This window comes from Dyadobacter beijingensis DSM 21582 (assembly GCF_000382205.1).
Classification (GTDB): domain Bacteria; phylum Bacteroidota; class Bacteroidia; order Cytophagales; family Spirosomataceae; genus Dyadobacter; species Dyadobacter beijingensis.
In genome coordinates this window covers 354319-367878 of record NZ_KB907787.1, presented here as the reverse complement: position 1 = coordinate 367878, position 13560 = coordinate 354319, and the positions used below count along the sequence as shown (strand labels likewise).

Here is a 13560-nt window from a genome sequence, read left to right as displayed (position 1 = left end):
AACGTGATCCCGCATGAAGCATTAACCAACCTTCCTGCGTATATTTAATATTATGAAAGTCGTACAATTCACCATTCCCGTTTCCCGCGAAAGTACAATTGTTGTTCAGGAGGAGAAGTTACCGCATTACTACCCGCACTTGCACCGGCACCGCGAAGTGCAGATCGAATGGGTGGTGGAAGGGTCCGGAATCCTCGTCGCGGGGAATTATATGCAGCGGTTCGAATCGGGCGACATTTACATTATCGGGGCCAACCAGTCGCATATTTTCAAGAACGACGAATCATACTTCAACCCCGACGAACCGAGGCAGATTCATTCGGTTTCTATTTTTTTCGATCCCAACTATTTATCCCAAAACATCTTGAGCCTGCCGGAAATGGCCAATATCCGAAAGTTCGTGCACGGCGTCCATAACGGTTTCCAGATCCCGGAAGAGGCGCGGGAGGCGGTGCAGAAGATCATGTCGGAAATTATCCAGTACAAGGAAAGTCAGCGCGTGGCGGCATTTATCAAACTCCTGTATCAGTTTTCGACCACCCGCGATCTGAAACCGCTTGCGACGAGCAACAGCGAACAGGTAATATCCGAAGTGGAAGGGATTCGGATGGACCGAATTTTCCAGTACCTCGTCACGAACTACAAACGCCACATTTCCCTCGCCGAAATCTCCGAAATCGCCAACCTCACGCCCCAGGCATTCTGCCGGTACTTCAAAAAACATACGGACAAAACATTCGTCAGTTTCCTTAACGAGGTACGCATCAACGAAGCTTGTAAAATCATCCTTTCGGGCAAATTCGACAGCTTTTCCGACATCTGTTATCAAACCGGCTTCGATCATGTGACGAACTTCAACCGGGTGTTCAAAAAAACCACCGGCATGTCACCAGGGGAATACCAGAAGGGGTTCAGGGATATTTGAGTGTCGGGAATAGTCAGGAGGTTATCAAGCGTAGTCAAGAGTTGTCAGGAATAGTCAGGTGGCCCCGCTGGGGCCGGATGTTTTGCACTGTATTCGCTTCTATCAACAGGAGACCGCTCCGCGGTCGTACCTCCGCCGGGAATTTCGTCGCGGGACAAACTCATAAAATTGCAAAACGAAAGACTTTGAATAGTTTGATCGGCTGAACAATACCGAACCGATAGGCCACAGCGTGTCTTTCTGTTTGTGGCACTGGCATTCCTCGGTTACCACGGCTCCGTCGGAGCCTCCTACCTCCCAAACGCCCCCCTATTATCTTAATACGGCAACACAAACCCCGCAATATGCCCCGAAATGGCTAAATTGGGGACTGATTCTCTATCTTCTTAAACCATTCTTTTGAAAACCACACCCGAAACCGCCTGGCAAATCTGGATCGATACCGGCGGGACTTTTACCGATTGCCTGGCCATTGATCCTGCGGGAAATAAAACGCGTATCAAAGTACTCAGTTCCAGCTGCCTCCGAGGCCGCATGACAGAGAAACTGGACGCTCACACGTATCGGTTCGAAGCATCCTGGCCGTTCGATGGCGGTCTTTTCAAAAACTATACTTTCAAACTGCACGGAAACGAAACGATTACCCGCATTGCAAGCATCGACCGGCAGCAGCAAACCATTACGTTAGCCGACGATCTGCCATTCGGCCAACCTTCCGATTTTGAGATAACCACCGGTGAAGAAGCGCCTATCCTCGCGGCTCGGCTGCTTACCGGAACTCCGATCAATCAACCGCTTCCGCCGATTGCCATGCGATTGGGCACAACGAAAGGTACCAACGCATTGCTCGAACGCAAAGGCGCAAAGACATTGCTCGTTGTGTCAAAGGGTTTTAAGGATTTGCTCTATATCGGTAATCAGCAACGTCCGTCCCTTTTTCAGCTTGATATTCCTGAGCCGAAATTGCTTTACAGCGAAGTGCTGGAAGTCGATGAAAGGCTGGATTCAAGCGGGAATGTTGTTGAAGCACTGGACCTCACTGATTTCAGACCCCAGGAAGGACCTGCTGATTACAAGTCAGTTGCTCTTTCTCTTTTGCATTCATACAAGAACCCGGACCATGAAAAGCAACTGGCAGATTGGTTTGCCGGGCATGGGACTCGATATATTTCAACGTCTTCCGAACTGTTCCCCTTCGCGCATTACCTGCGCAGAACGCAAACGGCGGTCGTGAATGCATACCTCGATCCTATCCTGGATCATTATCTGACCAATATTCGTAACTCACTGAATGACGGTAGCCTGCAAGTCATGACCAGCACGGGAAGCCTTGCGGAAGTGAGCGGCTTCCGTGCCAAAGACAGCTTGCTGAGCGGCCCGGCCGGGGGGATGGTAGCCGCCACCAATTTTGCCCAAAAACTAGGCTTTCCGAAGGCCATCACCTTCGATATGGGCGGTACGAGCACGGATACGGCATTGATCGACGGCCAGCCGGAGCTCAAATACATTACCGAAATAGACCGGATCGAATTCTACAACCCTACCCTGGCCATCGAAACCGTGGCGGCGGGTGGAGGTTCCGTTTGCTGGTTTGATGGTTTTTCATTGCAAGTCGGGCCGGAAAGCGCCGGCGCATCACCCGGGCCGGCTTGTTATGGCGCGGGAGGGCCATTGACCGTCACCGACGTAAATCTGCTGCTCGGCAAGCTGGAAACATCGAAATTCAGCATTCCCATCGACCCGGCAGCCGCGATCACGAGGCTGGAAGAGCTGCGCGACCGCATTCAATCCCAAACCGGTAACCACCTCGGCCACGGGGAAATCCTCACCGGCCTGGAACGCATTGCGAACGAAAAAATGGCCGACGCGATCCGCAAGATTTCAGTAGAAAAAGGCATTAACCCGAATGCATTCGCACTCGTCACTTTCGGCGGCGCCGGCGGCCTGCACGCGTGCCAGCTCGCTGAACTGCTCGATATGCGCACAGTACTGCTGCCTTACGACGGCGGACTTTTCAGCGCGGCGGGCATCGGCGAGGCGTTGATCAGCACCATCGTCTCGAAACAGGTTTTACAGCCCTGGACCGACGCTTCTGCGCAGGTTGCAGCCTGGCGGGATGCGTTGGAAAAACAAGCGGCGGAGGCTCTGCACGAGCAGGGCAGCCTCGCTTTGGAAACCGTCTTTTGCCACGTGTACCTTCGTTTTGCGGGCCAGGAAAATACCATTGAAATACCCTGGTCGGGCGAGGCGACGCTGGCTGCCTTCGAGGAAATTTACCGGGCGCAGTTTGGCTACTACCCGGCCAATGCGGTGGTGGAGCTCGAAAGCATTAAGCTGAAAGTGCAGGAAAAAGCGCCGGCTGCGGATACAGTAAAAATCATCGAAAATGGTCACCAAGCAACGCCAGCAGGCCATAGGAAACTTTTTTTACAGGAATTAACCGTCCCCGAAACGCCCGTTTTCGAATGGGACAGCCTCCAACCCGGCGACCAGCTGAACGGACCTTCGATTTTACTCAACAACACCTCCACAACCTATTTACCGAAAGGCTGGAAACTGGTGATCCAACGGGGCCTCGACGCCGTCGCCTGGCGCACCGAAACGGCCGGCACGCATAATGGTCAGCAAAGCGAAGAAGTAGCATTGCAGCTTTTCACGAACCGTTTCAAAGCCATTGCCGACGAAATGGGCGTGCAGCTGCAACGGACTGCATTTTCCGTCAACGTCAAAGAACGCCTCGATTTCTCGTGCGCATTGCTCGATGCGGACGGCGAGCTGCTTGTGAATGCGCAGCATATCCCCGTGCACCTGGGCAGCATGGGCATCTGCGGGCGTCTTGTACGCGAAGCCCTGCCGATCGGTCCGGGAGATGTCGTGATCACCAACCACCCGCGCTACGGCGGCTCGCATTTACCGGATATCACGCTGATTTCCGGTGTTTTTACGGAGGACGGAACCTGTGTCGGCTACGTGATCAACCGGGCGCACCATGCGGAAGTCGGTGGTAAGACACCCGGCTCGATGCCGCCCGACGCCACCTGCCTCGCCGAAGAAGGGGTGGTGATCGTGCCGCAATACCTGGTAAAATCCGGTGAATTTCAATGGGATACAATGCGGGAGCTCTTCACGGGAGCCGACTACCCTACCCGGTCGTTCCTGTCCAACGAAGCCGACATTATCGCGGCATTGTCGGCACTGAAAAAGGGCAGCGCGCAGTTGCTGAAACTCGTGGAAAATCACGGATTGGAAACGGTACGCAAATACATGGTTATGCTGAAACAGACAGCCGTTTCGCAGCTCCGGAATGCATTGCAGCCGCTGGAAGGGCAGGTTTTCGAAGCGTCCGAATCACTGGATGATGATCATCGGATAGCCGTAAAAATCACCATAACCGGTACGAAGCAAATCTTCGATTTTACAGGCACCTCCGACGTCCATCCAAACAACCTGAATGCCAATATGTCCATTCTGTACAGTGCTATTTTGTACGTTTTGAGGCTTTTGGTAGACAAGGAGATTCCTTTAAATGACGGCTTAATGCAAGATGTGGAGATCAAACTGCCGGAAAACAGCTTCCTGCACCCGCATTTCTCCGACGATCCGCTGCGATGTCCGGCGGTGGTCGGCGGGAATACCGAGGTGAGCCAGCGGCTGGTGGATACATTGCTCAAAGCATTCGGCCTTGCGGCTTGCAGCCAGGGAACGATGAACAACTTTCTGTTCGGCAACGAGCAGTTTGGCTATTACGAAACGATCGGCGGCGGCGTGGGTGCGGGAAAGGGATTTCATGGACGTTCGGCGGTGCACCAGCACATGACCAACACGCGCATTACCGACCCGGAGCAGCTGGAACGAAAATATCCGGTGCGGCTACTGGAATTCGGCCTTCGCCGGGGTTCCGGCGGCAACGGGCGATGGCGCGGCGGCGATGGCATCGTGCGGAAGCTGGAATTTCTGGCGCCACTGCAAGTGACATTGCTCGGCCAGCACAGGCGATATGCACCATATGGAATGGCCGGCGGCAGTGACGGGGCTTGCGGGCGGCATGTGCTTCTTTCAAATGGAATAGTGAATGAACTGCCCGGAGTTTGTAGTCTGAAAGTGGTTGCGGGTGATGAATTGACTATCGAAACGCCGGGCGGCGGCGGATATGGTGTTTAGATCTTAACGTTACGAATATGCACGAAAGCAACTTCGTGTGAATTCGTGTCTTCGTGGCAACCCAAATATGTCAAAAAACAAAAACGCCCTGCTAGGCGCCGCATTCCTGATGGCCACCTCCGCGGTGGGCCCTGGCTTCCTGACCCAAACGACCGTCTTCACCGAAAAGCTGGCGACAAGCTTCGGCTTTGTCATTCTGCTATCGATATTGATCGACCTGGCCGTCCAGTTCAACATCTGGCAAATCATCACCGTCTCCGGCAAGCGCGCCCAGGACCTGGCGAATGAGCTGCTGCCCGGTCTCGGCTACCTGCTCGCATTCCTCATCGTAGCGGGCGGGCTCGCATTCAACATCGGCAATGTGGCCGGTGCGGGGTTGGGTATCGAAGCCATGACGGGCGTGGGCGTGCAGACGGGTGCCATCGTCAGCGCCGCGATAGCCATTGGTATTTTCCTGTTCAAAGAAGCCGGCAAGGCGATGGACAGTTTTGCCAAAATCCTTGGTTTTGTAATGATTGCGCTGATTTTGTACGTCGCATTCACTTCCCATCCGCCCTTGGGCAGCGCCATTCAACACACTTTTCTCCCCGAGAAATTCGACGCTATCGCCACCCTCACGCTCGTGGGCGGCACCGTGGGCGGGTACATTTCCTTCGCCGGCGCCCACCGCCTGCTCGATTCCGGTGTTCGCGGCGAGAACGCATTGAAAGAAGTAAACCGCGGCGCATCCACCGGCATCGTCATTACTGCCTTAATACGTTACCTGCTCTTCCTGGCTACGCTGGGCATTATCCTGGCCGGGGCGAGCATTAGCCCCGACAACCCGGCCGCTTCGGTATTCGAAAATGCAACCGGGACATTTGGCAGGCAACTTTTCGGGTTGATGATCTGGGCGGCGGCCATTACCTCGGTGGTAGGTGCGGCATATACTTCCATTTCGTTCCTCCGGTCGTTTCACCCTTTGATAGAGCTATATAAATCCTACATTACCATTGCTTTTATCCTGATTTCGACCGTGATCTTCCTGCTCATCGGCCGCCCCGTGAAAGTGCTGGTGTTTGTGGGTACTTTAAATGGCTTTGTGCTGCCGGTTGCCCTTGCGATTTTGCTTGTTGCTAGCCGGAAACAGCGGTTAATGGGCAGTTATAAACATCCGGTAATGCTCCAAATCGCGGGCTGGGCCGTTGTGCTCATTCTGCTGTCGATGGGTTTTAATATATTCTGAAAATAGACGATGTTAATCACTTAATCATGAAGAAAATACTTTTCCTAACCCTTTCATTCATCGGAATTCATACGCTTCACGCCCAGAAACCGCGCGAACTCGTCATAAAAATCAATACCAAAAACAAAGTACAGAAGATCGACAATTTCGGCGCCGCCGGGGCGTGGTTTACCGAAGGCATTGTCCAAAACTGGCCTGCCCAAAACCGCGAGCAAATGGCCGAATGGCTTTTCAGTAAGGATTTCGACATAAATGGCAACCCCAAAGGTATCGGGCTTTCCGCCTGGCGCTTCAACATAGGCGGCGGCACGGCCGAGCAGGGAGATAGCAGCGGCATCACCGACTTCCGCAAGCGTGTCGAATGCTTCCTGAGGCCGGATGGTACTTATGATTGGTCGAAACAGGCGGGTTATGTATGGTTTACCAAAAAAGCAAAGGAATACGGCGTCGAAAACCTGATCGCATTCTCGAACACACCTCCGGTGCAATTCACGAAGAACGGCCGGGGCTATAAGACGGACAAAGATTACATTTCGAACCTCAAACCGCAGCATTACGGCGACTATGCCCGATTCCTGGCAACGGTTTTGAAGCATTTCGACGATGAAGGTTTGCATTTCGATTACATCAGCCCCATCAACGAGCCGCAATGGGACTGGTACCATGCCCCCGGCCAGGGCGCCAAGCAGGAAGGCAGCCCGTGGCGCAACGACGAGATCGCCCACGTAGCCCGGTCGCTCGACAGCGCATTGACCGCCACCGGCTCGACCTCGAAAGTCCTCCTTACCGAAGCGGCACAGCTGGATTTTCTGTACACGGGAAAAGGTAACGCTACCCAACAAACGCAAGCCTTTTTCGATCCGAAAAGCAGGCTCGCATTAACCGGCCTCCGTAATCTCCCGGCCCTCATAGGCGGCCACAGCTACTTCACCGACAAGGGCGACAGCGCCCGCATCGCCATCCGCCGCCACGCAGCCGACACGACGGCCCGATACGGCGTCACGTTCTGGCAAACGGAATACTCCATGCTCGCCGACGGCTACCGTGAGGGCAAAACCGGCCGCATCCCGGCCATCGACTGCGCCCTGTTCCTCTCCAAAGTCATCCACGACGACCTTGTACACGGCAACGCCGCTGCCTGGCAGCTCTGGAACAGCTGGGAACCCGGCAACCCCGATTTCGATACGCGGTACTACCTCATCGCGCTCGCTCCCTCTTCGCGCGAATACGTGGATGGCAGCATTACCGCCACCAAAAACCTCTGGGCGCTGGGCCATTACAGCCGCTTTATCCGGCCGGGAATGCATCGGCTAAACGTAGAACGCGGCGACAAACTCAGTGATGTTGAAATCGCGCAGGATTTGATGGTTTCGGCTTATACCAATGAAAAACGGATCGTCTTAGTAGCTGTTAACTATGGGAATGAAGAACGGGTTTTGAGGCCGGAGGTTAATGGGTTTAAGGTGAAAGGCGCGGATGTTTATTTGACTACCGGGGAGAAGGGGGTCGATATGCGACGTTCGAAGGTTAAGGGTTTGAAGGAAGGGGTGAAGATTCCGGGGCGGGGGCTGGTGACGGTGGTGTTGGAGAAGTAGAACGCCTTTTGTATGAATGAATAACCGGTCGGTCCCACTTCTCAAGCAATTTGGTTTGCCTCTTACCGAAGAATTACCTTTGCATTCCATACTTTGAAAATGCCTGCGGTGAAGGCCGCCCCCGGGTCGTCAAGAGGTATCGTTCTGTATGTACAGGCGGGCATTTTTCATAACTTTATCATATGAGAACGGAAGTCAGTTTTAACAGTCAAATACTACCCTGGGCCATCGCTCGGGCAGGATATAAATTGGGCGATGTGGCTGAAAAAGTTCCCAATATCGAAAAATGGATTACGGGAGAGAAAATCCCGACTGTAAAGCAACTCGAAGATTTTTCCAGAAAAGTTCATCTGCCTTTCGGATACCTGTTTTTACCTGAACCTCCGAAAGAAAAATTACCGATCCCCTTTTTCCGCACTGGAAAAGGCCCTTTCTCAAAAGTGTCTTTGAATGTATACGACACCATTTTACTAGTCCAGCACCGGCAGGAATGGCTCAAAAGCCACCTCCGGGATAACGGATTCTCCGACCTCTCCTTCGTCGGGAAGTACAATGCAGACTCAGCGGTCTCCGAGGTTGTATCGGATATGAGACAAACCCTCCGACTTGCTGAAAACTGGGCAAGCAATTTTCCAAACTGGACATCCGCGATGGATCATCTGGTAGAGCATATTGAAGACAGTGGTATTATCACGGTTTTCAATGGAATTTTTGAAAATAACACCCATCGGAAGATCGAAGTGGACGAATGCAGGGGATTTGTGCTGGTCGATAAACTTGCGCCTTTCATGTTCATTAATAATGCGGACGGAAAAGCGGCCCAGATGTTTACGCTTGCGCACGAACTGGCCCATGTGTGGCTAGGGCAAAGTGCCGGTTTCGACTTCCGGGAACTACAACCTTCCGACGAAGCGATCGAGCGGTTTTGCGATCAGATAGCCGCTGAGTTTCTGGTACCTGGAAAACATTTTCAGGAAGTATGGCGCACTTACAGCAACATTCCGCAAGCAGCGCGCTATTTTAAGGTAAGCGAAATTGTCATCGCCCGCCGCGCGCTCGACACAGGAAAAATTAACCGACAGCAGTTCCTCAAATTTTACAATCAATACATCTCACGGGAAATTGAAATAAAGGAGAATAGAAGCTCTGGCGGCGATTTCTATGCAACTACTAAAAAACGTTTAAGCATCACGTTCGCCTCGCACATCAATAATGCCGTAAAATCCGGCAAGCTGCTGTACCGGGACGCCTACAAACTCACGAGCCTCAAAGGAGACACTTTTCAAACATTTTTTGACAAGCATTTCTGATATGGGCATCTATATTGTCGATAGCAATTTTTTCATTCAGGCACACCGCGACAGCTACCCCCTGGACGTCGCGTCTGGTTTCTGGAATCAGGTAAAGACGCTTGCCGAAAGCGGGACAATAGTCAGTATTGATAAAGTGCGTGACGAGCTTTATGATAAAAACGATGCCCTCGAAGGCTGGTGCCGCGCTAATTTGCCCGATTATTTCTTCCGGGATACAGCCGGGGATATTGATTTTTACGCCCGAGTGATAGCATGGGCCTCATCAAAAAGCGAGCATTATCAACCCGGTGCACTCAACGAGTTTCTGGATGCTATGGAAGCAGATGCATTCATTATTGCTCATGCCCTTGCCGATTCACACAACCGAACGATTGTCTCGTACGAACGCAGTGATCCCAATCGCAAAAACAAAATCAAGATTCCAGACGTGTGTCAGGATTTCAGCATTCAGTGCATTCGTCCGATCGATATGTTTCGGCAATTGAAGCTCACATTTTAAAATTTCTCAATCTTTTTCCAAAAAAAATTTGCGCAACTCGAAAGTTGCATATATATTTGCAACCATCAAGTTGCATATTTCAATCGTGTATGAAAGGAGATATATTTCAGGCTATTGCGGACCCGACGCGGCGGGCAATATTGGTTTTGATCGCTGCGCAGTCTATGACGCCCAATGCGCTGGCAGAACATTTTGATACTTCCAGACAGGCGGTTTCGAAGCACATCAAGGTACTCACCGATTGTGAGCTTTTGAAGCAGAACAAAGTCGGGAGGGAGATCCATTATTACTTCAATCCGGTCAAAATGAAAGAATTAGACCATTGGTTGACACAGTTCAAAAAACACTGGGAAGACCGTTTTAATCAATTAGATCAACTTTTAAGCAACCTAAATTCCGATTCCAATGAACAGTAACCTGGTAATGAATTTTTCTGTAGACAAGGAAAATAACCGTGTCAATGTAGAACGGGAATTTGCCGCCCCCGTGGGGAAAGTTTGGGCAGCGTGGACGCAGAGCGAGCTGCTCGATCAATGGTGGGCACCGCGCCCCTGGAAGGCCCGCACGAAATCGATGGATTTCCGCGAAGGCGGCACCTGGCTGTACGCCATGGTCGGCCCCGAGGGCGAAGAGCACTGGTCGAAAGCGGACTATTTGACGATCAATGCTCAGAAAAGCTTCTCGGCAATCGATGCTTTCTGCGATTCGGAGGGAAACCTGAGCCCGGATTTCGCGCGCTCTACCTGGACGAATACGTTCACGGAGGCCGACGGTAAAACGACGGTTTCGGTTTCGATCCAATACGATAAATACGAAGACATCCAGCAAATCATGGAAATGGGCTTCAAAGAAGGCTTTACCATGGCACTTGGTAATCTGGACGAGCTGCTGGAAAAGTAATATCGTTTTGCTTCATCAACAAAAAGTGCCCTGTATGGAATTTTCCGCACAGGGCACTTTTCACTTTAAATGCTTACTCAATCACCGCCGCATCCTTCCGCGCTACCATATAATAAACCGGAATGCCCAACAGCACAATGATGAGCCCCGGCCAGGTGTATTCGGGCTTGTAGATGATCAGCAGCACGCAGAACGCGATACCCATGATAATGTAAATGATCGGCAGGAAAGGATAGCCGAACGCCTTGTAAGGCCGCGGCACATCCGGGCGTTTTTTACGAAGAATGAAAATCCCGATAATGGTAAGCATGTAAAACACGACCACCACGAACGAAATCATATCCAGCAGGTTACCGTATTTACCGCTCAACGCCCACAACGAGGCAATCACGCATTGCAGCCAAAGGCCGATTTCCGGCACTGCATTTTTATTTAATATCCCTACCTTTTTGAAAAACAGCCCATCCTTCGCCATCGAATAATACACCCGGGCGCCGGACATGATGAGGCCATTGTCGCAGCCGAATGTCGAAATCATGATCATCACCGCGATCACGATCGTGCCGGCATTGCCGAAAATGACGTGCGATGCGGTAACGGCTACCCGGTCCTTGTCCGACGAGGCGATCTCCTCCAACGAAAGCACGCCGGTGTACATCACGTTGGTGAGCACGTAAATGACCGTCACGATGATCGTACCCAATGCGAGGCTGAGGCCGATATTGCGCTGCGGGTTTTTGATTTCGCCGGCAATGAATGTCACGTTATTCCATGAGTCGCTGCTGAAAATGGAGCCTACCATCGAAGCGGCAATAGCGCCGAATGCGGCGATGGTGGTGTAGGATTCAATGCTGCCGTCAGGATTGAGTTTGTGCAGGTCCCACATGCCTTCGCCCCAGTTGGCGGCCCACACTTCGGGTTTCATGAATATCAACCCGAAAACGATCAGGCCGAGCAAGCTCAGAAGCTTCGTTAATGTAAATGTCGTTTGAATGATTTTCCCGCTGTTTACGCCACGTGTATTCGTAAACGTCAGCACGACGATTACCACAATGGAAAGCAGCTGGGCGGGACTTATTTTGAGAAAACCGAGATCCAGTGCGACCAGGTCTTCGCTGAATTGCGGGATCAGGTAAGCGGTAAATTTGGCGAATGCCACGGCCACGGCGGCGATGGTGGCGGTTTGGATTACAGTGAAAAAGCTCCATCCGTACAGGAAACCGATCAGCGGGTTATAGGCTTCTTTCAGGTAAATGTATTGTCCGCCTGCCTTGGGGAACATTGCGCTGAGCTCGCCGTAGCTCAATGCGGCCGTGAGCGTCATGAAACCGGTGATAAGCCACACGAACATGAGCCAGCCCACGCTGCCGGTATTGCGCATGATGTCGGCGCTGACGATGAAGATCCCCGATCCGATCATACTGCCGGCTACGAGCATGGTAGCGTCGACAAGACCCAATGAGGGCTTGAAAGAAGTGTTTTCTTGTGGCATAAAGGGTAATAGGTTTATGAAGTCAGGTGTTAATCTGTGAAAACTACGAAGTATTTGGCCTACTCACAATATCTATCCCCTGCCACCCGCTAAAATGGTTACAAAGTGCTGCCCCGCCTTTGTTTATTGATAACGCTCCGGATCGTAGAGCGAAACATTCACCGAAGGCACATGACGATCGGCCATTTCGGCGACGATTTTGCCGGTAGCAGGCCCAAGGCTGATGCCCATCATGCCGTGCCCGCCGGCGATAATCAGATTGCCCAACTTTTTGGAATATCCCAAATAAGGTAAGCCGTCGGGCGAGCAAGGGCGGAACCCGTACCAGATACGGTCTTTCTGCGGCACGGCCACATTCAGTTCCGGGTAATAGTTGGGGATGGAATTGACAATGCCTTCCACCCGGTTCATATTGATCTGATTGTTCAGCGGCGCGAGCTCCATCGTTCCGCCGAAGCGCACCTGCCCGTTCATGGGCGTAACGGCCACGCGGGCTTCCAGCAGCAATGCGGGGTGAACGATAGGGTGCTCCGAATTAGGTTCCATCAAAGAGTAACCTTTGCCCGGCATTACGGGGATAGACAGCCCGGCCAGCTTGGCAAGCTGCGGCATCCAGGAACCGCCGGTCATCACCACGATGTCGCCGGTATAGGTTTTAGCGGCCGTTTTAACCGCCTTGATCTCTCCATTACCCGTATCGAAGCCGGTCACTTCGGTTTTCTGCACGATCTCTCCGCCCAGCGTTTGAATGCTTTTGATCAACCCATTCACCAATGCGGTCGGGTACAAATGGGCGTCGCAGCGGTAATGCACGGCGCCGGCCACGTCGAGTCTGATGCCCGGTTCCAATGCCTGCACCTGCTCTCGGCTGAGCATATCGATGTCCAGGCCGAGCTGCTGGCCCTGCTTACCTACGTGGATTTCCTCCTCGCCGGTTTTCTCGGATTTGTAGAGCATTAATATGCCCTTTTCTTCCAATCCAAAATCCAGGTTTTCGTCTCTGGCAAAATCCTCGTACAAGGCCTTGCTCAGCAAATGGTAGTCGCGCAAATGCGGCGCGGCGCGTTCCACATTCGCTTCGGTGGCCGCTTTCATGAATTTCAAACCCCACGAAATGAGCGAAAAATCGAGCGACGGTTTTACATAAAAAGGGCTGCGGCTGTTGAACATCCATTTGATGCCCTTCGAAACCATACCCGGCGCGGCAAGCGGGATGAAATGGCTCGGCACGATCATGCCCGCATTGCCGGTGGAACAGTTGTCGAACAAATCGCCCTTATCGAGCAACGTCACTTTCCAACCGCTTTTCAGCATGTAATAGGCCGAAGCCAGACCGGTAATCCCGCCACCGATAATGACGGCGCTGCCTTTTTGAATGTTCATCGGAAGCTTTAAGCTGTAAGCGATAAGCCTTAGGCTAAAAGTTTACAGCTGTTTTATTTTCGTTTAT

The 13560-nt window shown here is 52.3% G+C and carries 10 protein-coding genes; 8 read left to right on the top strand and 2 right to left on the bottom strand.

From position 1 onward, the window contains the following. Positions 1 to 52: 52 nt before the first annotated feature. The 8 genes from H144_RS0108720 to H144_RS0108685 all read left to right on the top strand — a co-directional run bounded on the left by H144_RS0108720 (position 53) and on the right by H144_RS0108685 (position 10618). Entirely contained in the window at positions 53 to 925 is an 873-nt protein-coding gene (locus tag H144_RS0108720) for an AraC family transcriptional regulator (protein WP_019941677.1), read from the top strand. A gap of 399 nt (positions 926 to 1324) precedes the next feature. Then, positions 1325 to 5086 carry a hydantoinase B/oxoprolinase family protein gene (locus tag H144_RS0108715; protein WP_019941676.1) on the top strand — a complete coding sequence of 1254 codons (3762 nt, stop codon included), beginning with the start codon at positions 1325 to 1327 and terminating at the stop codon, positions 5084 to 5086. A 67-nt stretch (positions 5087 to 5153) separates the two neighbouring features. Further along, positions 5154 to 6311, top strand: a complete 1158-nt coding sequence (locus H144_RS0108710; protein ID WP_019941675.1) for an NRAMP family divalent metal transporter — start codon at positions 5154 to 5156, stop codon at positions 6309 to 6311. A 26-nt stretch (positions 6312 to 6337) separates the two neighbouring features. Next, entirely contained in the window at positions 6338 to 7906 is a 1569-nt protein-coding gene (locus tag H144_RS0108705; RefSeq protein WP_019941674.1) for a glycoside hydrolase, read from the top strand. A 182-nt stretch (positions 7907 to 8088) separates the two neighbouring features. Continuing rightward, complete coding sequence (locus H144_RS0108700; RefSeq protein WP_019941673.1) at positions 8089 to 9216, top strand: ImmA/IrrE family metallo-endopeptidase; 1128 nt, start codon at positions 8089 to 8091, stop codon at positions 9214 to 9216. 1 nt (position 9217) lies between these two features. Further along, the gene (locus H144_RS0108695; protein ID WP_019941672.1) at positions 9218 to 9718 is read left to right on the top strand and encodes a DUF4411 family protein; all 501 of its coding nucleotides are present in this window, start codon (positions 9218 to 9220) and stop codon (positions 9716 to 9718) included. Between the two features lie 89 nt (positions 9719 to 9807). Further along, on the top strand, positions 9808 to 10134 hold the full coding sequence (locus tag H144_RS0108690; RefSeq protein WP_019941671.1) for an ArsR/SmtB family transcription factor: 327 nt from the start codon (positions 9808 to 9810) through the stop codon (positions 10132 to 10134). Positions 10135 to 10141: 7 nt separating this feature from the next. Further along, complete coding sequence (locus tag H144_RS0108685; RefSeq protein ID WP_229207869.1) at positions 10142 to 10618, top strand: SRPBCC family protein; 477 nt, start codon at positions 10142 to 10144, stop codon at positions 10616 to 10618. Positions 10619 to 10691: 73 nt separating this feature from the next. Here the strand turns inward: H144_RS0108685 and H144_RS0108680 are convergent, their stop codons facing one another. Then, positions 10692 to 12110, bottom strand: a complete 1419-nt coding sequence (locus H144_RS0108680; protein ID WP_026350522.1) for an APC family permease — start codon at positions 12108 to 12110, stop codon at positions 10692 to 10694. Positions 12111 to 12233: 123 nt separating this feature from the next. Beyond that, complete coding sequence (locus H144_RS0108675; protein WP_019941668.1) at positions 12234 to 13493, bottom strand: NAD(P)/FAD-dependent oxidoreductase; 1260 nt, start codon at positions 13491 to 13493, stop codon at positions 12234 to 12236. Between the last annotated feature and the right edge of the window lie 67 nt (positions 13494 to 13560).